Genomic DNA, 25906 nt, shown 5'->3' on the forward strand with positions numbered 1-25906 from the left:
CAATTACGGTCCCGAGCTCACTCCAGGTGCGGCCGGTGGAGGTGGTGGGAGGCGGTGCGTTCGATGACCAGGAGGGCGGCGTCGTCGGTGGGCTGCTCGCCGACGTGGGCGAGCAGGTCATCGTGGATGTTTCGCAGCAGGGCATCGGGGCTGGTGGCGGAGAAGGAGGCGACGCGCTCGGCGAGCGGGTAGAAGGCTCCGGTCGGCGAGCGGGCTTCGATGACGCCGTCGGTGTAGAGCAGCAGGATGTCGCCGGTTTCGAAGGGGAACGGGTCGGCGCGGTGGCTTGAGGCGGGCAACGAGCACATGCCCAGTGGGGGTGCGGGGCGGCGCGAGTGCAGGACCGTCACCTGGTGATCGTGCACCAGCAGGGGCGGGCAATGACCGCAGTTGACCATCTGGGCCTGTGCGTCGTGGTCGGGAATGTCGAGTACGAGGGCGGTGATGAAGTGTTCCCCGGGGTCGTGCCTGGTATCGGACACATCCTCCACGTTCAGGCAGAAGCTCTCCTCGAGTACCGCCGTGAGCTCGGGCAGCGTGGCGCACCGGTGAGCACCTTCACGGAACGCGCTCAGTACCACCGATGCCTCTCCGATGGCGGCCATGCCCTTGCCGCGGACGTCACCGATGATCACCCGGGTGCCGGGATGGGCGGCGCGGGCGATCGCAAACAGGTCGCCGCCGATCTGGGTCTCGTCCTCGGCAGCCAGATACAGCCAGGACACGCGCAACGGTCCGATCCGGTGGGGTGGGGGCCGCAGCAGCACTCGCTGTGCCGCTTCGGCCACCGATCGTGCCCGGCTCAGCTGACGACCGCGCCGCTCCCGCACGTAGCAGACGAAAACCACCAAAGCGGAGAGCACGGTCAGGGCGGCGATCTGCGAAATGTGGTTGGTCGTGGCCAGCCCGCCGTGGAGAAGAGCGATGAATACCTGAGCGGCCACAGCCAGAACGCCGATTGCCGCAGTCAGCCACGGGCCGGCGAAGGAGGCGGTGAGTGCGGGCGCGATGACCAGCAACGGCCCCAGATGGACATCGGCCGGCGAGTGGATGTCCACCACAGTGATCACTACGATCAACGCGAGCGGGATCGCCACCAATCCGCGGCCCGACGGCTGCTCAAGGAGGCGGTCCACCGAAGCGCGCCGGACACCCATACACCTCATTGTGTCCCTCACCCGAGGCGACGCATGTTCCCAGGCTGTCAGCCGCGGATCAGGCCGGAGCACGTACGCACGACCTGTATCGGCGTACAGCCTCCCGTGTCGGGCACCGTGCCTGCTCCCTCGGCCATCGTGGTTCCCGATGCGGTTTCGAAGGGGCGCAGGCGATAGAACTCCGCCATTTCCCCGCGCAGAAAATCTGTCGTGGCGGAAGTAGACATGCGTGCTCGTCGGAGTTAGCGTCGTTCTTGTAGCCAAGAAGTCAGCAGTGCGCGACAGAGACGAACTACCGCGCATGCAGGACAGAAGGAGGCTGTGGCACGGCAGTGGAGTGGCGGGGCCGGAAGTTTCCAGGGGTCCCCTCGCTGATTGCCGGGCCGGGCGGCTCATCGGGGCCGTCAGCGGTTCGCAAGACCGCTAGCAAGCAGATGGATCAGAAAGACGAGAAGGAGGCAGACGCCATCAGGATCGCCCGGGCAAGGACGTAGTCGGCCCGGGTACCGCAGCCCCGGAACGGAAGGTGGTCCCACGGTCACGTATCCGCGATCCCCGCACTCGCCCCCATCCCCCGGGCGCCGGTGCGGAAACGACAGGCCGGCACCGCAGTAAGCCGGCAGATGGTGTTCAAATCCCTCGGGGCCCTGGTGCCGTACGGCACCAGGGCCCCCTGACGCGTTCCCGATCAGAGGTGCAAATGACCGCAGAAGATCCGCTCGGCCGTCTCGACGACGACGACTACCCCGCCTACACCATGGGCCGGGCTGCCGAAATACTCGGCACGACCCCCGCATTCCTGCGGGCCATCGGCGAAGCCCGCCTCATCACTCCGTTGCGCTCCGAAGGCGGCCACCGCCGCTACTCCCGCTACCAGCTGAAAATCGCCGCCCGCGCCCGTGAACTCGTCGACCAGGGCACTCCGGTCGAGGCGGCCTGCCGCATCATCATCCTCGAGGACCAGCTCGACGAAGCCCAGCGCATCAACGAAGAACTGCGCCGCCCCGCCACCCAGTCCCGCTCCAAGTTCGGCGCCTGACCCGCCGACCGCGGAAACCGGCGGCGGTCGGCGCCCCCACTGACGTTCGCCCGGCTGCTGAGAGGAATTGCGGCCTCACGGGCCGCCCACCGCCAGCACGCAGACAGGGCTCCGACGACGGCCTCGTCGGAGCCCTTCAGCAGACCGCGAAGCACCGTGTACGAGCTGGAACAAGGCCTCCAGGACACCCTGGCCGAACACTGCCGGAGCAAGCAGAACGCCCGAGGCCAACACGATGACCACGGTCAACTTCTCGTCGAACCGGCTCCTGGCCTGTGCCCGGCGACGCCGCCGTAGGACCACGACGACAGCCCGCAGTACTGCCACATCTCGTCAGGACCTGACCAGACCTCCTGTCAGCCCGCCTGTACGGTCGCCGCGTTACCCAGGCCTCAGTTCGACGTGGTGGCGATGCGCTACGCGCTCGCCCCCCGTCCAAGGGCGCCTGGTGCATCGGCCGGGATGACATCGGCACGAGGGCGGGTCGCCAGTTCCCTCATGCCGGAATCCCGGCATCGGCGAGCCGACAGCTCACTGCACCCCGTGCGGCCGGAACTGGATGCTGATGCGCCCTCCCGCGGCCCGCGCGGTCTTGGGGATGGCATGCTCCCAGGTCCGCTGGCAGGAGCCGCCCATCACGATCAGGTCGCCGTGTCCGAGCGGCCGCCGGACGACATCACCGCCGCGGCACGGGCGCAGCAGCAGGTCGCGGGGCGCTCCCACGGAGAGGATGGCGACCATCGTGTCCTCGCGGGCTCCCCTGCCGATGCGGTCGCCGTGCCAGGCCACGCTGTCGCGCCCGTCGCGGTAGTGGCACAGGCCGGCCGTCGTGAAGGCTTCGCCGAGCTCGGCGGCGTAGTGCGTGGAGAGTGCCTGCCGCGCCTCGTCGAGGACGGGGTGCGGCAGCGGTTCGCCGGCGCGGTAGAAGGCGAGCAGGCGCGGGACGTCCACGACCCGCTCGTACATCTGCCGTCGCTCGGCCTTCCACGGAACGTCCGTGGCCAACTGTTCGAAGAGGGCGTCGGCGCCGCTCAGCCAGCCCGGGAGCAGGTCGATCCAGGCGCCGTCGCCGAGCTCGGTTCTGCGGAGCCCGTCCAGTGGGCGTAGGCGCACGTCGTCGCTCTGATCGAACAGGGAGCCCTGGAGCTGGTGCGATGCCATGTCTGCAGCATACCTCGCATTCGAACATATGAGCTATTGGGAGAGATGGCGCGCCTCCGGGGAGATGTGCTGCGGTACGGGCCGGACACCCAAGGGATGCCCCCCTCGAACGCCGAACACCCCATGCACCGGGAAGAGCGGGTCGATACGCGGCAAGTGCCTCTGCGGCCCCGCTGCCCCTTGGTCCGGTTTACCGACACACAGCTCGCATATCGTCTAAATTGGGGCAAGTGGGGTTGCGGCGGTCTGAGGTGACGCCGGACCTGCGGGACCGCGTCCAACACGGCTTCACGTGCACTGAGACAGCGTGGCCCGGTCGGGCCGGGCCACGGGGACGGATACTCATGACCGACGGACAGAAGGGTCCCGAGGACCACGGTCCGGACCCCCTCGGAGACTTCCTCTCGCACTTCCTCGGCAGCGGACAGGGTGGCGAGCCGCCCGACCCGCGGCGCATCGACTTCAGCCGGCTGTTGAGCGGCCCCGCACGGCAGCTCGTCACCGTCGCCGCGTCCTATGCCGCCCAGCACGGAAGTACCGACCTCGACACGGAGCATCTCTTGCGGGCCGCGCTCTCCACCGAGCCGACGCGCCGCATGGTCTCGCGAGCGGGCGCCGATCCCGATGCGCTCGCCGCCGAGATCGACCGGCAGGCCGGGGAAGGGCCGCCGCGCCACTTCATCGCCGTCACGCCGGCGGTCAAGCGCGCTCTCCTCGACGCCCATGAGATCGCGCGCTCCACCGGCGCCTCCTATATCGGCCCGGAACACGTACTGGTGGCACTCGCCGCCAACCGCGACTCCGCAGCGGGCCAGATGCTCAACGCCGCGCACTTCTCGCCGCCCACCGGTGCCCGGGACGGCCTCGCACCCGCGCCCGGCAGCGCCGGCCAGCGTCACGGCCCGGCCGAGCGGAACACCCCCAACCTGGACAAGTTCGGCCGCGACCTCACCGACCTGGCCCGGGAGGGCCGTATCGACCCGGTCATCGGCCGTGACGCGGAGATCGAGCAGACCATTGAGGTCCTCGCCCGCCGGAGCAAGAACAATCCCGTCATGATCGGCGAGGCCGGAGTGGGCAAGACCGCCATCGTCGAGGGACTGGCCCAGCGCATCGCGGACAGCGACGTGCCGGACATCCTGCTGGGTCGGCGTGTCGTCCAGCTCGACCTCTCAGGAGTCGTTGCCGGTACCCGCTTCCGCGGGGACTTCGAGGAACGGCTCACCGGCCTCATCGACGAAATCCGCGCCCACTCGGGCGAGCTGATCATCTTCATCGACGAACTGCATACCGTCGTCGGGGCGGGCGGCGGCTCCGAGGGTGGCCCGATGGACGCGAGCAACATGCTCAAGCCTGCCCTGGCCCGCGGCGAACTCCATGTCGTGGGGGCCAGCACGCTCGAGGAGTACCGCCGCTACATCGAGAAGGACGCCGCGCTCGCCCGCCGGTTCCAGCCGGTCCTGATCCCCGAACCCAGCCCGGCGGACGCCGTCGAGATCCTGCGGGGTCTCCAGGACCGCTACGAAGCCCATCACCAGGTCCGCTATACCGACGAGGCACTGTTCGCCGCCGTCGAGCTGTCCGACCGCTACCTCACCGACCGCTACCTGCCCGACAAAGCGATCGACCTCATGGACCAGGCCGGCGCACGGGTCCGGCTGCGCTCCTCCACCCGCGGCACCAACGTCCGCGCCCTGGAACGCGAAGTGGAGCAACTCACCCGGGACAAGGACCAGGCCGTCGCCGCCGAGCAGTACGAGCGGGCGTCCGAGCTGCGCGACCGACTCACCGACCTCGAGCAGAGGATCGCCGGGGGAAACGACGTAAAGCAGCCCCGCAGCCATGTCGCCGAGGTCACCGTCGAAGACATAGCCGACATCGTGTCCCGTCAGACCGGAATTCCCGTCAGCAGCCTCACCCAGGAGGAGCGGGAACGGCTGCTGGGCCTGGAGGAACATCTGCACAAGCGCGTCATCGGCCAGGACGAAGCGGTGACCGCCGTCGCCGATGCCGTCATGCGGTCGCGGGCCGGTCTGGCCGACCCCAGCCGCCCGATCGGGAGCTTCCTCTTCCTCGGCCCCACCGGCGTCGGCAAGACCGAACTCGCCCGCGCGCTCGCGGAGGCGCTCTTCGGGAGCGAGGACCGGATGATCCGTCTCGACATGAGCGAGTACCAGGAACGGCACACCGTCAGCCGCCTGGTCGGCGCTCCCCCCGGCTACGTCGGCTTCGAGGAGGCCGGACAGTTCACCGAAGCGGTGCGAAGGAACCCCTACTCGCTGCTGCTCCTGGACGAGATCGAGAAGGCGCACCCCGACGTCTTCAACATCCTGCTGCAGGTACTCGACGACGGACGGCTCACCGACTCCCAGGGCCGCACGATCGATTTCAAGAACACCGTCATCGTCATGACCAGCAACCTCGGTTCGCAGGCCATCACGGGTCGCGGCGGCGCGATGGGCTTCGGTGCCGGCGATACGGACGCCGACGAGCAGGCCCGCCGCGAGCGGGTGCTGCGCCCCCTGCGCGAACACTTCCGGCCGGAGTTCCTCAATCGCATCGACGAGATCGTGATCTTCCGCCAACTCGCCGACCAGCAGCTACGGCAGATCACCAACATGCTGCTGGACGACTCCAGACGCCGGCTCCGCGCCCAGGACGTCACCGTCGACGTCACCCTGGCTGCTGTCGAATGGCTCGCCCAACGCGGCTACCAGCCCGAATACGGCGCACGCCCGTTGCGTCGTACGATCCAGCGCGAGGTGGACAACCGGCTCTCCCGCATGCTGCTCGACGGTAGCCTGCAGCCCCACAGCCGCCTCCGGATCGACGTCGCCGACGGTGAGCTGACCATCCACAAAGAGGAAGAGTCGGAGCATCCCGCGAGCTGACCCCGAACGGCGGCCCGGACAGCTCACCCCGTCCGCCGCCTCTCTCAACGACCGCGTCGGCGCCGGGCGAAGGAACCGGTCGCAGCGTCCGTCCGAAACCGCACGCGCCTGACGTTGCGGCGGGCCCTCGTCACGCCGCGCTCGTCCCTCCGTCGTCGGCGCGCTGGTGACGCTTCGCCCTGGTGTGGTGCTGCGGGGCACCGGCACGCTACTTGACGATCTCGAGCACCGCCATCATGCCCGCGTCCTCGTGATTGAGGATGTGGCAGTGATAGACGGTCTTGCCGGTGTAGTTCGTGAAATGAATCCGGATCACAAGCCGGCCCTTGGCGGGCACGCTCGCCGTGTCCTGCAAACCGTGACCATGGTGCGGACGGCCGTTGATGCTCATCAACTGGAAATCGTCGACGTGCACATGGAACGAGTGTTCCTCGTTGCTGTCGTTGCGCACGGTCCACTCCTCCACCGTGTTCAGCTTCGACCGGATGTCCACCCGGTTCGGGTCGAACTGCTTGCCGTTGATGTAGAACTCGGTGCCGTCCTTGTTCTCGGAGAACACGAGGGTGCGCCGTGCGGCGATCACCGCGTGGCTCAGGTCGTCGGTCGGTGCGAAGGGCGACCTGGGCAGGGCCACCGGATGCGCGGAGGGCCCCTCGGTCACCAGGGTTGCCAGGGTGGACTGCGGGAACTTGTTGCCGGCCGGCCCTGTGTTGTAGGCGAGCGTCTGCAACTGGGTACGGCCGACCGGACCACCCTGTACGAGCACGTCGAAGCGGGTGCCTGCCGCGAGGAGCAGCGAGTCTGCCGTCCAGATCCGGTCAACGGGGTTGGCGTCGTGGGCGATCACACGGAACCGCTGACCTTGCAGGCGGAGCTTGTAGTAGATGTTGGCGCTGATGTTGGCCAGCCGCCACAGCTGGGTCTCGCCCGGACGGATGCGGATGGTCGGGTTCAGCTGGCCGTTGACCGTGCGGTTGGTGGGTGCGCCGATGTGCAGGCCTTTGGTCCTGACCGCATCGCCCTCGACCTGGAAGTCCTTGAGCGCGATGACGTGCTCGGTGATGTGGCGCAAGCCCGTCGGCAGGTACTGCTGCAGTCCGTCGACGATGAGGACGCCCGACATGCCGCCGGCGACCTGCGGCGCGGACATCGTGTGCGCATGTGAGTGGTACCAGTAAGTGCCGGGGGCGAGGTTCTTCGGGAACTGGTAGGCGTAGTGGAACGTCTCGCCGGGACGGATGTGGACGAAGACGTTGTCGGAGTTGCCGCTCGGCGACACGTGAAGTCCGTGAACATGCAGATTGGTGAACTCGTCCAGCGAGTTCTTCATCGACAGGTCCAGCTTGTCCCCCGGCCGGATACGCAGCGTGGGAGGCATGTATCGGCCGTTGTAGGTGAGGGCCCACAGCTTGCGCCCGCCCACCTCCACCTTTCGCCTCTCCACGACGAGTTCCACCCGCAGGACCCCGTTGCTGCTCACCAGCTGCGCCGGTTCCTCCAGTGGGGCGCCCTGCGCAACCGCCGGCGACTGGGAGCGAACGGGCACCGCCTGCGCCGGTTCCCGGTCCGGTGACCGTTCGCCGGCGCAGCCACCGACCAGGAGGGCGATGGCGGCAACGACGGCAGTGGCGAGTTCGGGCAGCTTCGATCGGGACCGCATTACATCTCCACTCCTGGAACTCCTGCATCGCACGTAACTCGGTACCAGGGAGCGCGCGGTCCAAGCCGTTCGCGACCCCGGTGGACCGTTCGCGCGCCACAACCACCCAGGTGAACGCGGGGACGTTTCAGTGCGGCCGCGAGCCACCCCCGTGCCATGGTGCGAGGGGCGGCGCGTTCGCTGCCGTCGTCGGCGCGACCACCACGACGACGGAGAAGATCGGGAGTGTGCCGAGGAGATCGGCCGAGGCGAACCGCAGCATGCTGGGGCGCGGCCGGACATCCGGCCAGGTTCCGCACCGGCTCGTCCTGATCGATGATGACGTACCGGGCTGCCGTCCTCGGTGCGGCACCGGCTTTCCCAGGAAAGGGGTCCCCTATGCGGGAAACGACGCCAGAGCAGTCCCCGCCGGACGATCGCTCCGTCCACAGCTCGGGCGAAGAAGCCGATGTGATCGTGGTGGGGGCGGGGCCTGCGGGCTCGTCCGCAGCCTTCCACCTCGCCAAGGCGGGCATCGATGTCCTGCTCCTGGAGAAGGCCCACTTTCCCCGGGAAAAGGTGTGCGGGGACGGCTTGACCCCGCGGGCGGTGCACCAGCTCATCCGGATGGGCATCGACATCAAGGCTCCGGGGTGGACGCGCTCACGCGGTATGCGATGGGTGGCCGGTGACCATCAGGTGCACATCGACTGGCCGACCCTGGGGCGCTACCCGAACTTCGGCCTCTCGCGCAGTCGGCATGACTTCGACGACATCCTCGCCCGCCACGCCGTTGGAGCCGGAGCACGGCTGCGCAACGGGGTGAAGGTGACCGGGCCCGTGACCGACCGCGCCGGCCGCATCACCGGCGTCACCGCCACGGTCGGAGAGAAGGAGCCGGTGGTCTTCCACGCACCGATCGTCATCGCCGCCGACGGCGCCTCCGCGCGCCTCGCTCTCGCCATGGGCCTGCAGCGGGACAAGACCAGGCAGATCGCGACAGCCGCTCGCCGCTATTACCGCAGCCCGGAACGGTCGCAGGAGGAGTACCTGGAGTTGTGGGCCGATCTCCGCTTCCCGGGGAGCGATCACTACTTGCCGGGCTACGGTTGGATCTTTCCCATGGGAGACGGCCGCGTCAACGTCGGGCTCGGTGCGCTGCCTCACCGGCGGCACGGCACCGCGGACCTGCGTGCCACGTTGGACAAGTGGCTGGCCCGCGCACCTCACGCCTGGGGACTGCGTGAGGAGAACGCCGAGGGCCCTGTCCGGAGCGCGGCGCTGCCCCTGGGTTTCAACCGTCATCCCCTCTACACCCGGGGGCTCCTCCTGGTCGGCGACTCCGGAGGCATGATCAGCCCCTGGAACGGGGAGGGAATCGGCCAGGCCATGGAAGCCGGCGAAGTCGCAGCCGAGAGCGCCGCGCTCGCCCTCGCCCTTCCCCCGGGCCCCGGGCGGGAGCGAGTGCTGCACGGCTACCCCGACGAGATGAACCGCCGCTGGGGGCGCTACTACCGGCTCGGCAACGCGGCAGCCGACGTCATCTTCAGCCGTTCGGGCTTCCAACCGATCCTCAACCGGTACGTCATGGGATCGCCGTTTCTGCTCACCACCCTGGCCCGGATGCTCACCAACCTCACGGACAAACCCTCGCGCGACGTGATCGACCATGTACTCAACACTGTCGTCCGTCTGGTCCCGGCACCGAATGTGCGCAGACGCTGATCGACCCGTCGGCGGTGGCCCTCCCCGCGTGGCCGTCCCGGCCACGGCGGCACACCGGAAGAAGAGCGCGCGCACCAGCTCCTCGAGGCCGGTCAGCACCTTCAGGGGACGGTCGCACACGGCACAGCACGGCGCGGGACGCGGAACCGGCGGGCATGCGGGCCAGGTCATGAACGCTCAGGCGACGAACTCGACAGGCCTGGGTCGAGCGAGAGGGCGAGGCGCCCGGAGCGGATCTCCGAGCGCCCTGCCCCGCGGATGAACGGCCTCGTGGGGCGTGGTCGCTCACCCTGCCGGGCCGGCTGCGGCGCGTCAGGTGCGCGCGCCGGCCTTGCGACGCCGGGTCACGAGGACGATGCCCGCGCCCGCCAGTACCACGATGCCCGCACCGATCGTCATCGGGATCGTGCCGTTCGCGCCGGTCGCGGCCAGCCCGCCGTCGGCCTGATGCGGCCTGACGGACGCGGACGGGGTGGCGCCGGGCGTCTGCGAGCCGGTCGGCGACGGGGAGTCCGAGGGGGTCGCTGCGCCCGGGCCCGCCGAAGTTTCGGACGGTGTCCCGCTCGGCGCCGACGCCGGGGTGACGGGCGCCAGGCAGCCGTTGAACGGGTAGTGGTGTGTCTCCGCACCACCCGTGCCGTGCAACGATGCGACAAGCAGCGAGCCGTTGACAGGCGCGCCGGAACCGAGCTCGAAATGCGCCTGCGGGGCCAGGACAGTGCCGGGCCAGGCTGCGTTGCTGTGCTTGGTGATCGTTTTGGCATCCGGGAAGTTCCACAGGAGCTTGGCGCGCACGGCGCCGCTGTCCGCACTCTGCGACTTGTCGTCCAGGATGAATTTTCCGTCACCGGCGGCGAGGAAGAAGCCGGTGGTGCCTGCCTTCGCCATGTCGTAGATGTCTCCGGTGACGTTGACGACGGTGGTCGCGCCGCTCGGCACCCTGATGTACACCTCCTTCGCCTTCATCAGTTCGACGGCCGGGACAGTGAAGACGTTGCGGTCGCTGTGGCTCCCGGTGAGTGTCAGCGCGGTGCTGCCACCGTCGATCTTCGGGGTGACATTCGCACCCGTGGTCATCGGCTCGACCGCCAGACCCGTGGACAGCGCGCGAAGCTTCGCGAACTCGCCTTCGAAGTCGATGAAATGGGCATTCCTGCTCAGCGAGCCACTCTTCAACTCGATGGTGTGCCCGCCGTTGATGTCGCCGCCCACGACGGCGTTCCCCTTCTCCACCACGGTGAAGGAGGAGCCCGTCTCGGTGGTGCCGCGCACCACGAGCGCTGCGCGGCCGGGCAGGACCGCCAGCTCGGCATCGGTCAGTTCGTGGCCGATGCTGAAGCCGCCGGTGAAGTCGGCGTTGCCGCCGACCGCGACTGCGCCTTCGGCGTCGGGAGTGTGGGTGTCGTCTCCCAGGACGAACTCGCCGTAGTGGGCGGCGATTCCGAAGGCGCCCGTGGAGCAGGGGCCGGCCGCGTCACGGGGTGCTGCCTGGGCAACCGGGGACATGCCCAGGCCCAGGGCGAGAGATCCGCCGAGCGTGAGGACAGCGGCGGACGTGGATATGCGCATGGGTTCGGGTTCTCCCGCAGAAGTGTCACATGGGGGGTGGGATCGGCCGTCATCGTTTCGACGAACAAGGTCATTGGTCAAGACCAATGGTCGGTTTGGCAGCTGACGTCTTATTAATTCGCCGCCCACGCACGGGAAGTTGTGACCTCCCACAGCTCAGTTGTCGATCGGACCGGTCGGCGCCACCGTCCCTTCGGCGGTACGACGGCCGTGCACGGGCACCTGATGCCGTCAGCCGGAGCTCCTGGCCGACATCACCAAAGCGCGGCGGCGTTGCCACCGCTACCGCGCAGAGGGCTGGGCACCGTTCGGTACGGAACCCAGCCGGCGAGTCGATCCGGCCGAAGTCTGCTGCCCTGAGCGTTCCTCTGCCAGTCACCCACAGGGTGAAAACAGACCAGTAGTGGTGACTGCGCCCCACGCGCGGACGGCGTACCCCTGCCTAGCGTGATCGCATGCCAATGCAGCCCTGGTTCTCCGATGCCAAGTTGGGCATCTTCATCCATTACGGGATCTACGCCGTCGACGGCGTCCCCGAGTCCTGGTCGTTCTACACCGGCCAGGTCACGCACGAGCAGTACATGAAGCAGCTCGACCGCTTCACGGCCTCGAAGTACGACCCGAAGGCCTGGGCGGAGCTGTTCGCGCGTGTCGGCGCCAAGTACGCGGTGCTGACCGCACGCCACCACGACGGCGTGGCCCTCTGGGACACCGAGCAGGGCGATCTGAATCTCGTGCGGCATACGCCCGCCGGCCGCGATCTCCTTGCCGGGTACGCCGACGCGCTGCGCGAGCAGGGCCTCAAGGTCGGCCTGTACTACTCGCACTCGGACTGGAACCACCCCGACTATGCGAGCACGGTGCACACCGACCCACCGAACGAGGAGGTGGCCGGCAACCGTTACGCCTCGGCCGCACCCGGCACGGAGGACCCCGAGGCCTGGGCACGCTACCTGGCGTACCGCAATGCCCAGGTCGCCGAGCTCGTCGAGCACTTCCGCCCCGACCTGCTGTGGTTCGACGGCGAGTGGGAGCGCAGCGAGGAACAGTGGAAGATGCGGGAGCTCTCCGAGGAGATCCTCGCGGGCAACCCGGACACCGTCCTCAATGCGCGGATGCTCAGCTACGGGGACTACGCCACGCCCGAGCAGGGCGTGCCGCTGCAGGCGCCGGACGGGCCGTGGGAGCTGTGCCTGACCGTCAACGATTCCTGGGGATACCAGCACCACGACCACAACCACAAGTCCGTGCGCCAGCTGGTGCGTTATTTCGCCGAGACCATCGGAATGGGCGGCAATCTGCTCCTCGACGTCGGCCCCAAGGAGGACGGCACGATCCCTGCCGAGCAGGTCGAGCGTCTCGAAGGACTCGGGGGCTGGATCGCCAAGCACTGCGGCGCCGTGTACGGCACGGTCGCCGGGCTCCCGGCAGGGCACCACTACGGTCCGAGCACCCTGTCCGCGGACCGCCGCACCCTCTATCTGATCTGTTTCGACGCACCGCGCGAGACCATCGGCCTGCGCGGCCTGCGGACCCCGGTCAAGCGGGTGAGCGTGGTCGGTTCGGGCACCGAGCTCGGCCACCGGGTCGTCGGCGGCCTCGGCGAAGTGCCCGGAGTGCAGTGGATCGACGCCCCCACGGGCGCGGATGTGGACGAGTACGCCACCGTGCTGGCCGTGGAGCTCGACGGCGAGCTCGACCTGTACCAGGGCGCCGGCCGCGACTGATGTCAGCCGCCGGCACGGATCGCGCGCGGCGACGCGCCCAGTTCGCGCCGGCACGCTTTGTTGAAGGCCTGCAGATCGCCAATGCCTACCGAAGCCGCCACGGCGGGGATCGACAGCGTCGACTCGCGGAGCAGATGGCGGGCCTGCTCCATCCTGCGCCGCCGGATGTACGCAACGACGGTGCCGCCGGTCTCCGCCCGGAACAACCGGATGAGGTGGTTGTGCGAAACCCCGGCGGCCTCCGCCACTTCGGGCACGGACAGCGGCCCTGCCAGGTGGGCCTCGACATGGGCGACGGCCGCGGCGACCGGGCTGTGGGCCCGCTCTGCACCCGCACCTCGGGGCGCCGCCAGCTCGGCAACCCGCCACAGGGCGGCCCACACCTCGGCGGAGGCCCGGGCCTGGCTGCGCGGAGCCACCGCGACGGCCTGCTGCAGCAGACCGGACAGCATCGGCGCCTCCGCACCGGCGTTCTGCATCAGGGGGACGGTCAACCGCTCGCCGGACTGCGGAAGTTCCAGGTGCGCATAGAGGTGCTCGGATCGCCCGCGGTAGCGGTACTGCACCAATGCACCGGGCGGCGCCAGGCTCACGTGTCCAGGCCGGATCGCGTGCACCACGCCGTCGACGGTGAGCTCGCCCGCATACCGGTACAGATGCAGTTGCCACAGATCCGGCAGCCGGAATACGTCGCGAAGGCTCCCGGTCCCATGCACGCCGACGCCCACGCTCGCCACACGGGGTGGCTGATCCAGGCACACCTGGACGAGGGAGCCGGTCATGGCAGCGGTACGCACGATGAAAACCTACCAGCGAGGGAGAGGCCACTGTGCCTACAAGGGGCGCGAGCAGCGGGCGGCGTCCAGCCCCGCAGCCGTTCGGCCCCGCGGTCGTCCGGTCCCACAGCGCACGAGCGCGACGACGTACGCGGGGCCACCGGACGCCGGGCGCGCGGCAGGCGGGACGTCGGAAAAACTACTCGTCCACCACGCGCAGCAAGGTGGCATCGGCGGCTGCCGCCCCTTGCACCCGGCCCGACGGCGACGCCGCCACCAACGCGAGGAAGGCCACCGTCTGCGCGGTGATCACCTCGCCGGGCAGGACGACCGGCACGCCCGGCGGACAGGCCGTCACGGCGGAGGCCGACAGACGTCCCACGGCCTCCGCCGCGGCAACCGTCCGGCTCCTGGCGAAATAGGCTTCGCGGACCGTCAGTTGTGCAGGTCCGGGCGCGGGCGGGGACACCTGCAGCGCCGCATGAGCCGGAGTCCGTGGCGAGGGCAGTGCGTGAACGGCATCGATGAACTGCTCCGTGCAGGACGCGGATCCTGCGGCGACCGACACAACGATCACGGATCCGGTGACGGCCTCGACCCGGATGCGATGCCCGTCGGCCAGCCTGCTGCGGGCGTCGTACGCGCAGATGCCGCCGGCCCCGGTGTCGACCGCGATACGGAGCGGGTCGGCGGCCGCGATCTCCGGGAAGCGTCCGAAGCCATCGCCGACAAGCGCGAACCGCCCCTGTCCACGTATCGCGTCCCGGATTTGTTCCGCCGAGGCGATGGCGGCCTGTATCCGGTCGGGTGCCGTCGGCGGCACCGTACGGGCCCGCTCCGACGCCCCCGCCGGATCCCCGCTCCCTGCCATGGACCGCACGAAATCGAACGCCTTGTCCACCGAGGGCTCCAGCCGCTCCGCCTGGGAACCGTGCCCCAGGCGCAGCAGCACCGCCCCCGACATCGCCTCCCCGAGCCGGACTTCACCGGCAACGACCAGGTCGGCGCCCTGCGCGAGCGCACCGGGCGGAAGGTCCGGGTGGACTGCGCACAGCGGCTCCCGCCACGTTTCGTCGACCATCAGCGGAACGCCGGCCGAGTGCGCCGCCTCGGCGAGTGCAGGGATGTCCGCCACCGCCCCGCACCGGCTGGGTGACACGACGTGCACGGCGGCCACCTGGTCCTGCACGGCCAGCGCCTCCGTCAGGTCGACGGCCCGCACCACATGCGCGACGCCATGTTCCGAATCGACCGTCGGCAGCAGAAATCCTGCGTCGAGCCCGGACAGGACGAGGCCTTCGGTCACCGCGGCAGGGGCATCACGCTGCACCATCAAGATGCGCCCGAGTGCGGGAGCCGAGAGCGCGGCCATGTGGTGACCGAGCGGGCCGCCGACGGCCAGGAACCAGGTCCTGCGTGCCGCCTGGGCAGAAGGATGCTGCGTCAATGTCGGGCTCTCCATCAGCGTGGGCACCGGGCGAACGAGGCGACTCCGCGCGGGGAGGGTGGTCTCCCCCGGTCCGTGCGGCGCCGTCCGGCAGCCGTGCGCGGGGCGGACGGACACCTCGCGTACGGGCAACGCATTCATCGTCGCCCGGCGCACATCGGGCCCGGGCACGCCTTTCGTCGGGGGCACCCCTCACCTTCGACGGGGGCGGGTCGGTGTCAGGCGTCCCCTGTGGAGAGTCCCGCCCGGTAGGCGATTCGGGCGGCCGCCACCCGGTTCGTGACCCCGAGCCGCGCGAGCAGCTGCGTCACATGCCCCTTCACCGTGCCCTCGGTCATGCCGAGTTCGGTGGCGATGTTCGCGTTGGACAGGCCGAGGGCGAGCAGGCGGAGCACCTCGACCTGACGATCGGTCAGGGAAGTGATGAGCTCGGCGTACTCGGAGTCGGTGGGTGCCTGGACCTCGCCGGTGGTGAGATCGATGACCTGGCCGGTGACCGCGGGGGCGAAGACGGCGTGTCCCTCGGCGAGGCTGCGTAGGGCGCTCAGCAGGTCGGCGGGCGGCGTGTCCTTGATCAGGAAACCGGACGCGCCCGCCTTCAGCGCCTGTTCCACGTACTCCTCGAGGCCGAACGCCGTGAGGATCAGCACGGCGGGCGGTGTGGGCAGCTCACGAAGCTTCCGGGTGGCGGCGATGCCGTCGGTCCCCGGCATCCGTACGTCCATGACCACGACATCCGGCAGCAGTCGCCGTGCCTGGTCGACCGCCGACCGGCCGTCCCATGCCTCGGCGACCACCCTTGCGTCCGGGCTCGAGTCGATGATCGTGCGGAGCCCCTGCCGTGCCGCCGGGTCGTCGTCCGCTAGCAGAACCGTGATCATGTCGTGTGCCTCACGCACCCATCGTCACCCGGCGCAGCGCCCCGGGCCCGTGGACGGCCCGAACGGGTGAAGGGGCCAGCTCGTCGCCGAGCCGGTGGGGCCACTGCCGATCTACGGTGACGGCATGCCCGCGCAGGAAAGGCCCCATTGGTCGCCGCGTCGCGTGGATGCGCTGGTCACCGCTGTGGTCATTGCCCTGGGCGTCGTCGATTCCTGGGTCAAGCCGTCCAGTGGGCTGCTCACAGGGCTGCCGACGCCCGTGATCGCGGCTGCCTCGGGCGCCGTGGGCGCCACGCTGTGGTGGCGCAGGAGCCGCCCCGACCTGGTGGCCGTCGTGGTCCTCGTGGCGTATGTCGTGACGTTCACGCCGGTCGCGCTTGCGGTCGCCATGTACACAATCGGCACGGTGCATCGGCGACCGCGGGTCCTCGCCGCGTACACCGTGGCCGGATTCTCCGCGGGCATCGCCGGACTGCGCGGCGGGCTGCCGGACGCCGGGGTGCGCGAGGCCGCGTACTCACTGGCACTGATCCTGGGCCCGCTGGCTGTCGGGTACGTGGTCGCGGTGCGGCGTGATCTGACGGCCGCCACACAGGCACGCGTGGCGGACCTGGAGCGCGAGCACCTCGTCCTTGACGAGCGGGCGCGGGCGGAGGAGCGCGCGGCCATCGCCCGCGAGATGCACGACGTGGTGGGCCACCGGGTCAGCAACATGGTGCTGGCGGCGGGCGCCCTGCAGGTGGGTCCCGCGGCCGGGCATCCGGATGTGGTCCGTACCGCCGAGCTCATCAGGTCCGACGGCCGCCAGGCATTGGAGGAGCTGCGGGAGATCCTCGGTGTGCTGTCCATGGGGCATCCGGTCCACTGGGCCCCCACCGCACCACAGTCGGACGTCGCCCAGCTGCCCGGGATCGCGGCCCATGCGACCGAACGCGGCCAATCGGTTCAGCTGCAGGTCAACGGCCACCCCGAGACCCTGTCGGCGCCCGTGCAGCGCGCCTTGCACCGGATCGTCCAGGAGTCCCTGACCAACGCCGCGAAGCACGCTCCGGGCGCGCGTGTGCGCATCGACGTGGACTGCCGCAGCGACGGGGTACATGTCAGCGTCGGCAACGGCGCGCCAACCGGTCATTCGTCGGCGGACCTGCCGAGCGGCGGGCACGGACTCGTCGGCCTGGCCGAGCGCGTCGAGCTCCTTGGCGGGACACTCACAGCGGGACCGCACGGCGACGGATTCCTCGTGTCGGCCTTCATTCCCCACCGACGAGGAGTGTCATGACCATCCGTGTCCTGCTCGCCGACGACAACGAGATCACGCGCCGCGGGCTGACCTGGATCATGGACTCCAGCCCCGACATCGAAGTGTGCGGCGAAGCCGTCGACGGCGAGGAGGCGGTGGCCCGGGCCGGGGAGCTCCAGCCGGATGTGGTCCTGCTCGACGTCCGAATGCCGAGGCTCGACGGACTCGAGTCCATCGGACGCCTTCTGAACCTCCCGCACCCACCGCGGATCCTCATGCTCACAACATTCCACGAGGACGAGTCGGTACGGGTCGCGCTACGGGCCGGAGCGGCCGGTTTCCTGCTCAAGGACACGCCGCCCGACGACCTTCTGCGCGCCATCCGCGACGTGCACGGCGGTCATTCCGCGCTCGGCCCACCGGTGGCCCGCCGTCTGGTGGACGGCCTGGCCGACCGCGCCTCGCGGGCCGACCCCGAAGAAGGGAGCAGAATCGCCTCGCTCAGCCCGCGTGAGCACGAGGTGCTGCGGCTGCTCGCACGCGGGCTGACCAATACCGACATTGCCTCCGCGCTCGGTATGACCGAGGGCACGGTCAAGGGTCACGTCAGCAGCATCCTCGCGAAGCTGGGTGCGGACAGCCGCGTCAAGGCCGCGCGGATCGCCTACCGTGCGGGTCTCGACGACCAGGCATGACAGCTATGCCCGTGCCCAACAGGAAACACAGGGATGAGGAGACACGTGATCCCCACCTCGCAGCTGACCGAACCCGCCGTCCGTGCCCTCGTGGAGGCGGTCAACGCGCATGACCGGGACGCTTTTCGGGCAGCTCTCGCCCCCGGCGCGACGATGTCCGACGACGGGGCCGAGCGGGACCTGGAAGAGTGGACCGAGCGGGAGGTCTTCTCCTCCAACGGCCACATGGACATCGAGTCCCAGACGGACGACGGCCTGTCCCTCGTCGCCGAGTACCGCAACGACACCTGGGGCGCCATGCGCACCACGTGGGCCTTCACGGTCGAGGACGGCAAGGTCAGCCGGTTCGACACCGGCCGGGCCTGACCGCGCCGGCTGCACGACCGGACCGGCCCCGCCGACAGCTCGGCCCCTTCCCTATCCGGAGCCTCGGGGCACCCTTGTCCGCGACCGCGCCACGAGCTCCGCATGTCCGAGCGGAACCCGTGGCGGTGGAACCCGTCGCGTCCGGTCCGTACGCCTACCTCTCGAACCGGGCCACGGTCACTGGACGATCACCGCCCAGCGGGTGTCGCTGAGGCCGGTGCGGATGTGCAGCAGCGCCGTACCGGCCGTCTGCGTCGATGCGATCGCCATGGGCAGGGACGTCGACCAGCTCGCGCCCGGTGCGAGCGAGGGCACATTCCAGTACTGCCAGCTGCCGGAGAAGCCCGGGGTGTCGGCGAAGCTCTGCATCTGGGTGGCGGCGGTGGTGGAGCTGGAGGTGTTGGTGATGGTGACCGGCACGGTGGTGGTGGTCCCGCGGGTCACTGTGCAGTTACCGCTCGGCGGCGAGGCCGTGGCCTTCAACGGGCCGCTGCTGGTGGTTCCGGTAATGACCCCCATCTCGTACGAATGTTGTGAAATCCATGCACAGGCATTGGCGTCCTTGACGCTGGGCTCCCAGATGACAACGCCGTCCGCCACTGCCTTCACCTTGGCGAACATGTGTGCCCAGGTGTTGCCGGGCACATAGCTCTCCGACTGGAAGGACGTCGGGTTGACGTACGGGTAGATCGGGTGGCTCGGCGCCATGGCCCGGTCGCGGGCGACGGACTGGTCGAGATTGCTGTCCCAGCTGGTCAGCGTCTGGCCGTCGTAGAAGTACGCCCTGGGTGCGAAGCAGTTGAGCAGGTTGTCCGTGTGCAACTGCTTGATCAGATTCTGGTTCTGGGTCAGCCAGTCGTAGCCGTAGTGGCAGACCGGGGCCTGCGGGGCGGCGGTGTGGGTCCAGGTCAGCAGCTGACGCCAGAGGTTGTAGGCGTTCGTCGCCGCCTGGCCCGTCGGCACCTGGGTGAGCTCGATCGACTCGAAGTCGAGCACGACCGGAGCGGTGGCCGCGCCGCCGAACTGGTTCGCACCCATGTATTCCTTGACCTTGGCCTCGTACGTGGCCTCAGACGGGAGTGCCCCGCCGTTCGAATAGCAGCCTGCCGTGTCGCATGTGAAGGCGAAGACGTCGTACACGACCGTGGAGCGGGTCGAGCCGTACTGCTCCAAAGTCGGCCGGTTCGCGCCGCGTTCATTGACGAAGACGGGGAAGCCGGCCGCGGCGGCAGCCGGGGTGCTGAGGGCGGGCAGCGCAGCGATCAGCAGGGTGGCCGCGAGGACCGTGATCCTGCGGGCGAGTGCGGGTATGCGAGCGAGACGCCGGATTGACCGGAGGTTGCGGCTCTGCAACTTTCCTCCTCATGTTGGGGGGGTGGGGGGACACCGGCCCGCCGCCGACGACGGGCCGGTGGATCACGGGGGGAACGAGTCCCGGTGTTGTCAGTGGTCTGGGGCAGGTCGACGGATGCCACTCAGGATGATCAACGACGGGTTCCGCACGCCGCGGGAGCCGCCGATCGTCAGGTACCAGCGGCTCCCGCGGAGTTCCGTCAGCCTCCAGCCGGACTGAAGCCCTTGAGATTGCCGAGGTCGTAGGTGGTGTGACCGAGTGTCAGCACATCGCCTGATGTGGTGGCCGTGGGCGGAGTGCCCTTGCCGACAGCCAGGACGATCTTGAAGTCGGAGTCCGTGCCACTACGCGTCACCTTGAACGCGCCCTTGTCGACAGAGAGTTCGGCGCCCTCGGGGGCGAGAATCCAGCCCTTGAGGTACCCCTCCCCCTTCTTGAAGAGGAAGGTCTTCGCACCCGACTCGGCCTCACCGAAGGTGATCGTCGTGCCGGCCTCGGGCGCCAACTGCCAGTCGTAGCGGTGCGAGGCGGAGTCCGCGAACTCGTCGTGGACGGCAATGACGGAATCCGCCCCGTCGACCGGGCGCAGATCGACCGCCAGGTCGCGGTGAGCCTTGGCCAGCTCGTAGTTGAGGTGACCGTCGAGGGAGATGTAACCGCCGCCCTGGCCGGCGTAGGCCCGGGATTCCAGGGTCTCGCCCTTGCCCGCGATGCTGTCCGTGCTGCGCTTCTCCGGGAAGCCATCGATCAGCGGCTTGGAGAACAGCTCCCGCTTGGCGTAGTCCTTGGCAGGCTGCCGGGCCCACGTCACGTCCTGGCCGACCAGCGACAGAGCGAAGGTGTCGAAGCCTCCCCAGCCGATGTGGTTGTCGTTGCGGTTCTGGGCGCCGACCAGCACGTCGTCCTTGTCCTGGTAGCGGCTGCGGAACAGGTACGAGCCGCCGTGGTCGTCGAGAATCGCCTCACGAACCGCCTCCGGTCCCCCGTCGGGGTCCTGCTGGGTCACCCCGTACGGGTAGTTGAGCAGGCCGTAGGCGCCGCCCCCGCCGCCGACCGTCTTCTGGTACTGCCACAGCCACGCCGCCCGCTGATCGGCGGGCACCTGGGTGAAGATCAGGCCCGGGATGGGCACCGCACCCGTGGTGGTGGCGACTCCCCACTGCAACCGGGCGTTGTCGGGCTGCGCCGAGACACTGTGCATCACCAGACCGGCGAATCCGGGCCGCTGCCACTTCGCCTTGAGCGCCCCGATGCCGGCGTCGATGGAGCCGACGACACCGGGTGCTCCGACGCCGAGCCCGTAGCTGAAGTAGTCCATGCCCTCCTGGTCCCAGCCCGCGTCGGAGTACGCGGTGTCCAAGTGCCGGCCGAGTGCGTCGATCAACTGCGGAATGCGGTACTCCTGCAGGTCGAACGGGCCGTCGCCGCGCACCGCGAGCCGCAGCGACAGCTCGGCGCCGCGCACCACCGCGGTCCAGTTGCTCTGCTTGGTCGGCAGGTCGAAGTTCGGGTGGTACGAGACCTCCAGATAGGCGGCGACGCGCTGCAGCACCTTCTGCGCCTCGGCACGCTGCTCGGGTGTCCAGCCCGGGTAGGCCCAGTCATAGGCGGTGGCCAGGGGCCCCGAGGCGTTGGCGGTCTCCAGGGCCGCGGACCCGGAGTACGCGGTGCCATTGATGAACGGCATGGTCCGGCCGGACTCGATGAGCGCGTCGTAGGCGGTCTGTGCGTAGGCCGGGTCCTGGCTGACCTGGTAGAGGAGGGCGGCGTCCTGGGCCCAGGACGCCTGTGCCTCGCCCGGGCGGTAGTTGTAGCCCGGCAGGCCTTTGGCAACTCTGTTCACGATGCTGCTGTACGTCGACTTGGGGGTGCCGTCCTGCTGGATCGCGGCGCGGATCGCGGCGAGTTTGTCGTCGGTGACTCCCATCCGCGGGTGCTGCAGGCTCGCCAGGCTCGCGGTGGCGAGGACCTTGCCGCCCTGTCCGACGACTGCGAATCCGGTGGCGCCGCGGCGCCCCCCGTCCCGCAGCGTGACGCCGCCGGTGGTTGCGTGACCGCCGTACGTACCGACCTTGCGGGCCTTGTGCAACTTGCCGTCGGCAACCTCGGGGCCACCCGCATACAGCGTCACCGGACCCTTGGTGCCGGCCTTGAGCCGCCACGCGAGACGGGCCCCCTCGCTGTCCTCGGTCGCCGTCAGCACATTCGTCCGCTGCTCGTCCAGGAAGGCCGAGGGCATGGTGACGGTCTCGGGGTCGGTGGTGGCCAGCTTTGTGCCGTCTGCGGCGAGGGCGACGACCTTGTAGGTATAGCGCCGACCGGGGCGGGCCGAACCGTCCTCCGCGGTCCACGCGTCGGGGACCTCGCGGATCAGGGTCTTCTCGCTCGGGGTGAAGTGCACGTGGGTCGAGCGGTGAACCTGGTACGAGGCCGGGGTGTCGTCGATTGCGGCGAAGTGCCAGGCGAGCTGGACGGCCCCGGTGGGCTGGACGTTGGCACCCACGGCGTTGCCCTCGAGGTGCTCGACCTCGACGTTGTCGATGAGCATGCGGCCGGTGGTCTGTTCGAGGGCGAGGAGCAGGTTGACGGCCTTGGCGCCGGGCCGGGCGAGGACGACAGCGTTGGCCTTGCGCCAGCCCGTGTCTCCGGTGATCCGGCCCACGACGGCGTCGTGGCCGAAGTTGCGGGCCCACAGGTCGCCACCGTAGCCGGAGAGGCCGACGGCCCGCTCGTCGAAGGTGATCCGGTACGCCTGGAACCTGGTGCTGTCGGCGATGGGAATGTCCTGGCCGACCGCGGCCTTGTCGCCCGGGTCCCCGAGGTCGAGGGCAAGGGCCCGGCTGCCGTCGGGGCCCGCGCCGTCCACGATCGTGGCGTGGCCACTGGCCCGGTTCTCACTCTGCGGCCAGCCGACGATGCTGCCGTCGGCGGCGACCTGCTCGAAGTCGCCGTTGGTGACGAGTTCGGCGGCGTACGAGGGTGCGGGCACGGCCACAGCGAGGGTGCCCGCCAGGGAGGCGCCCACTATGGCGATGCTGGTCAGGCGCGACAGGGTGGATCTGGACACGGGCTTTCCTCCGGTGGGAAGTCGAAAACCAGGGCACGGGGTGCAGCACGCGTGCCGAGAGTGGGGTGGGCCCGCCGTCGACGGCGGGCCCACGTCCTGGGGGTGCGGGCCGGACGTCGCTGCTGGTCGTGCCCGTCTCCAAGCCGTTGATCCGGTTGGCCTGGTCGGTGTCGGGTGACATTGGAGTCGTACGTGCCCCAGTGGGGCTCGCGGCGGTGGACCACTGCGCGAGGCGATGCCCTCTATTGCCAGATGCGGATGTAGTCGACGTACATGGTGGAGTGGTAGTCGAGAGGAGCGTCGTAGATGCTGCCGTCCGCCCACTCGGCGGCCTCGTGCGAGATGACCGGAAACATGGGCACCTGGCTGATGAGGTTCTGGTCGACGACCGTCCGGACCACGTTGCCGTCGTAGCGGTAGATGATCTGACCGGGCTTCCACTCGATGGCGTAGGTGTGGTAGCCGCTGTGCAGGCCGAGAGCGTCGACATTGACGGAGGACGCCTTGTGGTCGGGGCCGTAGCCGTCGTAGTGGATGGTGTTGCCGTACGCGTCGGCCTTCTGGGTGCTCTCGATGACGTCGTACTCGCCGCCGTCGCGGGCCGTGCCGTCCACTCCGTTGATGCCGCCGGTCGGCATCAGCCACAGGGCGCCGAAGTGGTCCTCCGTGGGCGGCATTTGAGCGCGCCATTCGACGGTGCCGTAGGTGAAGTCGAACTTTCCGCGACCCTCGATCTCACCGGTGGCGTACTGGTCGTCGCCCAGCTGGGAGAGCGACATCCACAGGTTGCCGCCATTGATGGAATCGGGGTTGGGGTTGACCTTGACGTTCGACGGCTTCCACCAGCTGTCGAAGTACTGGCCGTCCCGGCGTTTCGAATCCACCGAAGACCACTTGGAGCTGTCGAGCGAGGTGCCGTAGAACTCATCGCTGAAGACGAGTGTTGCGTGGGGGCTGCCGCCGTTGGGGCGGACGCCGACCGGGGTGTGGGGATCGACGAATCCGGCGGCCTGCGCAGGAGTGGCGCCCGGGACGACGAGCGTCGCCGCCAGGAGGCCCGCCGCGGCGGCCGACGTACGTATGTGCAGGGCACTCGGAGCCGCGCGCCGGACGGATCGGACCTTGTGTCGTTGCACTGTCTCCTCCTTGTGTTGGGGGGAAGCAAGCCCGCAGCGGCGGTACCTCGTCCTTGGCGGCTCGGCCGAGGGCGACGGTGAGCTTCTGGGTGGTGCCTGTCCTGGGGGGCGCCGTCGACGCTGGACGCCGACTTCGTCGGCTCGACGAAGCAGAGTGTGTGACGCTGTGCTGCCGTCCCCGTTCGCAGACGTGGCAGCCGGCTCTCCACGGGCGTACGTGAAGAGGTGTGACGGTGGGGCCCTCCCCCGAGGGGAGAGGCGGGTCGGGCCCCACCTGCTCTGAGGGATCAGGCCTTGGCGGCCGCTGCGTACTCCTTGGCGAATTCCTCGGCGGCCCGGTCGCCGCCCTTGGCCTTCCACTCCTTGACCATGGAGTCCCAGGAGGAGAGGGGCTTGCGGCCCATCACGATCGCCTTGATGGCGTCCTCCTTGAGGAGCATCAACTCGTTCTGCTTCGCGAACCAGGTCTTGGAGAGCAGCCCCACCGATGGGTCGACGACACCGATCTCGGCGATTTCGGTCTGGAAGGCGTGGCGGCGCTTGACCGACTCGGCTCCGCCCGGGACCCCGGCGGGCAGGAACAGCACCTGCTGACCGGTGGCGATGAAGCTGATGCCGAGGGTGTCCTTGTTGTCGCCGTCGAGGGCGAGCTTGGTCTGCACCGGGCTGCCGTCGTCACCGCGGGTGAAGTGGGTCCCTTCCACACCGTAGTTGACCAGTTCCCACTCCTTGGTGCCGAACGGTGCGGCCAGAAAGTTCATCACGCGCAGCAACACCTTGATGCGCTGCTTGGGGGCCTTCTTCAGCGCGGTGAAGTAGTCGGCGCCGGGGCTGAACCAGTGGCCGGGGCTTGCGCCGTCGGTGGGCTTGAGGGGGCGGACGGTTTCCAGGGTGAAACCGTCCTTGATCGCGATCGCATTGCCGGTGAAGTCGATGTTGGCCCGGGACACCGTGGCTGTGACGCCGGTCTGGAAGTCGGTGCCGAGCGTGGCGTCGTGGGAGAGCGGGTCCGCTCGGAAGACGCCTGCCTTCTGCCACTTGGCCAGTTGCTCAAGTCCGGCCTTGAAGCCGTCGCTGTCGATGCAGGACGTGAACTGCCCGTCCTTGAGCGCCCACTGATTGGGAGCGCCGAACATCGGTACGACGGAGTTGAAGCCGAAGGCCCCGAGGCCGGCCACGCCCATCCCCCACTTCTTCCGGCCGGAGAGCTGCTGAAGGCCTTTCGTGAAGTCGTCGACGGTGATCCCGCCGATCTCCGGAACCCAGATCCCGGCCTCCTTGAGCCGCTCCTGATTGGCGGAGAGGGAGTGACCGATCCGCGAACGCTCCACCGGGAAACGGTAGAGCTTGCCGTCGATGCGCCCGGCGGCCTTCCAGGCGTAAGTGGGGATGGCGGCCAGGTTCGGGTACTCCTTGACGGCATCACCGGACAGGAACTCCGTGAGGTCCTGGCACCTGGCGGCGATCAGTTCGGTGGGGTTCGGCAGATACTGCGACACAGCGAGGATGTCGGGCAGTTCACCGCCGGCCACCAGGGTTGCGAACTTCTGCTGAGCCTCCATGGCCGGCACCACGACGAGGTCGAGGTCGACGCCGAGCTGCTTGTTCAGTGCCTGCCACAGCTGGTGCTTCTCCTTGGCCTTCGGCGGCGCACCCCAAGTGATGGTCCACACGGTCACCTTGGATCCGTCGCCGGGCTTCTCGGCGACCGACTGCTTCAGCTCCTTCGGGTACGCCGTGTATCCGGGCTGTACACCCTTGTCGTTCGGGGCGAGATCCGGCTTCGGCGCGTCCGGGTGCGGGATGTAGTCCGGCCACGGAGCCAGCTTCTTCCCTTCGTTGCTCAGAGCGTTGCCGCCTGCCGAGGTGGAGCACGCGGACAGCGATACGCCGGTGGCGGCCAGCGCCGTGCCGATGCCTATCGTCCGCAGGACAGTTCTGCGGGAGATGCCAGAAGACATGACGAACCGATCTTTCACGAGGAACCCCGGACCGGGGCGAAGTGGGTCAACGGCTGATGGGCGAGCGAGCGACAG

18 protein-coding genes are annotated in these 25906 nt (G+C 69.1%); 7 read left to right on the top strand and 11 right to left on the bottom strand.

Annotated elements, in window-relative coordinates; translation table 11 throughout:
• Nucleotides 1-17: 17 nt before the first annotated feature.
• Complete coding sequence (locus OHA88_RS07200) at nucleotides 18-1157, bottom strand: PP2C family protein-serine/threonine phosphatase (protein WP_328624725.1); 1140 nt, start codon at nucleotides 1155-1157, stop codon at nucleotides 18-20.
• Nucleotides 1158-1857: 700 nt separating this feature from the next.
• Here OHA88_RS07200 and OHA88_RS07205 point away from each other — a divergent pair.
• Complete coding sequence (locus tag OHA88_RS07205) at nucleotides 1858-2196, top strand: MerR family transcriptional regulator (RefSeq protein WP_328624726.1); 339 nt, start codon at nucleotides 1858-1860, stop codon at nucleotides 2194-2196.
• Nucleotides 2197-2727: 531 nt separating this feature from the next.
• On the opposite strand, the gene OHA88_RS07210 is transcribed toward OHA88_RS07205, so the two are convergent.
• Nucleotides 2728-3357, bottom strand: a complete 630-nt coding sequence (locus tag OHA88_RS07210; protein WP_328624727.1) for an alpha-ketoglutarate-dependent dioxygenase AlkB — start codon at nucleotides 3355-3357, stop codon at nucleotides 2728-2730.
• A gap of 344 nt (nucleotides 3358-3701) precedes the next feature.
• On the opposite strand from OHA88_RS07210, the gene OHA88_RS07215 reads away from it, so the two are divergent.
• Nucleotides 3702-6248 (top strand): ATP-dependent Clp protease ATP-binding subunit, encoded by a 2547-nt coding sequence (locus tag OHA88_RS07215; RefSeq protein WP_328624728.1) that lies wholly within the window; start codon nucleotides 3702-3704, stop codon nucleotides 6246-6248.
• Nucleotides 6249-6456: 208 nt separating this feature from the next.
• Here OHA88_RS07215 and OHA88_RS07220 read toward each other — a convergent pair whose 3' ends face one another.
• The gene (locus OHA88_RS07220) at nucleotides 6457-7908 is read right to left on the bottom strand and encodes a multicopper oxidase family protein (RefSeq protein ID WP_328624729.1); all 1452 of its coding nucleotides are present in this window, start codon (nucleotides 7906-7908) and stop codon (nucleotides 6457-6459) included.
• 378 nt (nucleotides 7909-8286) lie between these two features.
• Here OHA88_RS07220 and OHA88_RS07225 point away from each other — a divergent pair, with 378 nt between their 5' ends.
• The gene (locus OHA88_RS07225) at nucleotides 8287-9612 is read left to right on the top strand and encodes a geranylgeranyl reductase family protein (RefSeq protein ID WP_328624730.1); all 1326 of its coding nucleotides are present in this window, start codon (nucleotides 8287-8289) and stop codon (nucleotides 9610-9612) included.
• A gap of 312 nt (nucleotides 9613-9924) precedes the next feature.
• Here the strand turns inward: OHA88_RS07225 and OHA88_RS07230 are convergent, their stop codons facing one another.
• A complete protein-coding gene (locus OHA88_RS07230; protein ID WP_328624731.1) occupies nucleotides 9925-11181 on the bottom strand; it encodes a choice-of-anchor A family protein in 1257 nt (418 codons plus the stop codon).
• Between the two features lie 455 nt (nucleotides 11182-11636).
• Between OHA88_RS07230 and OHA88_RS07235 the strand changes: the two genes are divergently transcribed.
• Nucleotides 11637-12908: an alpha-L-fucosidase gene (locus OHA88_RS07235; RefSeq protein ID WP_328624732.1), complete on the top strand. Its 1272-nt coding sequence runs from the start codon at nucleotides 11637-11639 to the stop codon at nucleotides 12906-12908.
• A gap of 2 nt (nucleotides 12909-12910) precedes the next feature.
• Here the strand turns inward: OHA88_RS07235 and OHA88_RS07240 are convergent, their stop codons facing one another.
• From OHA88_RS07240 to OHA88_RS07250, 3 genes are all read right to left on the bottom strand, one after another.
• Entirely contained in the window at nucleotides 12911-13690 is a 780-nt protein-coding gene (locus tag OHA88_RS07240) for a helix-turn-helix transcriptional regulator (protein ID WP_328629615.1), read from the bottom strand.
• 193 nt (nucleotides 13691-13883) lie between these two features.
• On the bottom strand, nucleotides 13884-15131 hold the full coding sequence (locus OHA88_RS07245) for an amino acid decarboxylase (protein ID WP_328624733.1): 1248 nt from the start codon (nucleotides 15129-15131) through the stop codon (nucleotides 13884-13886).
• Nucleotides 15132-15349: 218 nt separating this feature from the next.
• Nucleotides 15350-16030: a response regulator transcription factor gene (locus OHA88_RS07250; RefSeq protein WP_328624734.1), complete on the bottom strand. Its 681-nt coding sequence runs from the start codon at nucleotides 16028-16030 to the stop codon at nucleotides 15350-15352.
• Nucleotides 16031-16136: 106 nt separating this feature from the next.
• Between OHA88_RS07250 and OHA88_RS07255 the strand changes: the two genes are divergently transcribed.
• The 3 genes from OHA88_RS07255 to OHA88_RS07265 are packed head-to-tail and all read left to right on the top strand — an operon-like array spanning nucleotide 16137 to nucleotide 18313.
• Nucleotides 16137-17291, top strand: a complete 1155-nt coding sequence (locus tag OHA88_RS07255) for a sensor histidine kinase (protein ID WP_328624735.1) — start codon at nucleotides 16137-16139, stop codon at nucleotides 17289-17291.
• On the top strand, nucleotides 17288-17947 hold the full coding sequence (locus OHA88_RS07260; protein ID WP_328624736.1) for a response regulator transcription factor: 660 nt from the start codon (nucleotides 17288-17290) through the stop codon (nucleotides 17945-17947). The genes OHA88_RS07255 and OHA88_RS07260 overlap by 4 nt, the downstream gene beginning before the upstream one ends.
• A 33-nt stretch (nucleotides 17948-17980) precedes the next feature.
• Entirely contained in the window at nucleotides 17981-18313 is a 333-nt protein-coding gene (locus OHA88_RS07265) for a nuclear transport factor 2 family protein (RefSeq protein ID WP_328624737.1), read from the top strand.
• 177 nt (nucleotides 18314-18490) lie between these two features.
• Here OHA88_RS07265 and OHA88_RS07270 read toward each other — a convergent pair whose 3' ends face one another.
• The 4 genes from OHA88_RS07270 to OHA88_RS07285 form a co-directional block, all read right to left on the bottom strand.
• Complete coding sequence (locus tag OHA88_RS07270; protein ID WP_328624738.1) at nucleotides 18491-19666, bottom strand: hypothetical protein; 1176 nt, start codon at nucleotides 19664-19666, stop codon at nucleotides 18491-18493.
• Between the two features lie 200 nt (nucleotides 19667-19866).
• Complete coding sequence (locus OHA88_RS07275; protein WP_328624739.1) at nucleotides 19867-22734, bottom strand: hypothetical protein; 2868 nt, start codon at nucleotides 22732-22734, stop codon at nucleotides 19867-19869.
• Nucleotides 22735-22976: 242 nt separating this feature from the next.
• Nucleotides 22977-23870, bottom strand: a complete 894-nt coding sequence (locus OHA88_RS07280) for a glycoside hydrolase family 16 protein (protein ID WP_328624740.1) — start codon at nucleotides 23868-23870, stop codon at nucleotides 22977-22979.
• A 287-nt stretch (nucleotides 23871-24157) separates the two neighbouring features.
• Nucleotides 24158-25831: an extracellular solute-binding protein gene (locus tag OHA88_RS07285; protein ID WP_328624741.1), complete on the bottom strand. Its 1674-nt coding sequence runs from the start codon at nucleotides 25829-25831 to the stop codon at nucleotides 24158-24160.
• Nucleotides 25832-25906: the final 75 nt, after the last annotated feature.

Source organism: Streptomyces sp. NBC_00353 (assembly GCF_036108815.1).
GTDB lineage: Bacteria > Actinomycetota > Actinomycetes > Streptomycetales > Streptomycetaceae > Streptomyces.

What these genes read in the sequence shown, in the direction of transcription:
- OHA88_RS07200 (WP_328624725.1), bottom strand. Translation starts at nt 1,157, where the DNA reads ATGGGTGTCCGGCGCGCTTCGGTGGACCGCCTCCTTGAGCAGCCGTCG.
- OHA88_RS07205 (WP_328624726.1), top strand. Translation starts at nt 1,858, where the DNA reads ATGACCGCAGAAGATCCGCTCGGCCGTCTCGACGACGACGACTACCCC.
- OHA88_RS07210 (WP_328624727.1), bottom strand. Translation starts at nt 3,357, where the DNA reads ATGGCATCGCACCAGCTCCAGGGCTCCCTGTTCGATCAGAGCGACGAC.
- OHA88_RS07215 (WP_328624728.1), top strand. Translation starts at nt 3,702, where the DNA reads ATGACCGACGGACAGAAGGGTCCCGAGGACCACGGTCCGGACCCCCTC.
- OHA88_RS07220 (WP_328624729.1), bottom strand. Translation starts at nt 7,908, where the DNA reads ATGCGGTCCCGATCGAAGCTGCCCGAACTCGCCACTGCCGTCGTTGCC.
- OHA88_RS07225 (WP_328624730.1), top strand. Translation starts at nt 8,287, where the DNA reads ATGCGGGAAACGACGCCAGAGCAGTCCCCGCCGGACGATCGCTCCGTC.
- OHA88_RS07230 (WP_328624731.1), bottom strand. Translation starts at nt 11,181, where the DNA reads ATGCGCATATCCACGTCCGCCGCTGTCCTCACGCTCGGCGGATCTCTC.
- OHA88_RS07235 (WP_328624732.1), top strand. Translation starts at nt 11,637, where the DNA reads ATGCCAATGCAGCCCTGGTTCTCCGATGCCAAGTTGGGCATCTTCATC.
- OHA88_RS07240 (WP_328629615.1), bottom strand. Translation starts at nt 13,690, where the DNA reads ATGACCGGCTCCCTCGTCCAGGTGTGCCTGGATCAGCCACCCCGTGTG.
- OHA88_RS07255 (WP_328624735.1), top strand. Translation starts at nt 16,137, where the DNA reads ATGCCCGCGCAGGAAAGGCCCCATTGGTCGCCGCGTCGCGTGGATGCG.
- OHA88_RS07260 (WP_328624736.1), top strand. Translation starts at nt 17,288, where the DNA reads ATGACCATCCGTGTCCTGCTCGCCGACGACAACGAGATCACGCGCCGC.
- OHA88_RS07265 (WP_328624737.1), top strand. Translation starts at nt 17,981, where the DNA reads ATGAGGAGACACGTGATCCCCACCTCGCAGCTGACCGAACCCGCCGTC.
- OHA88_RS07285 (WP_328624741.1), bottom strand. Translation starts at nt 25,831, where the DNA reads ATGTCTTCTGGCATCTCCCGCAGAACTGTCCTGCGGACGATAGGCATC.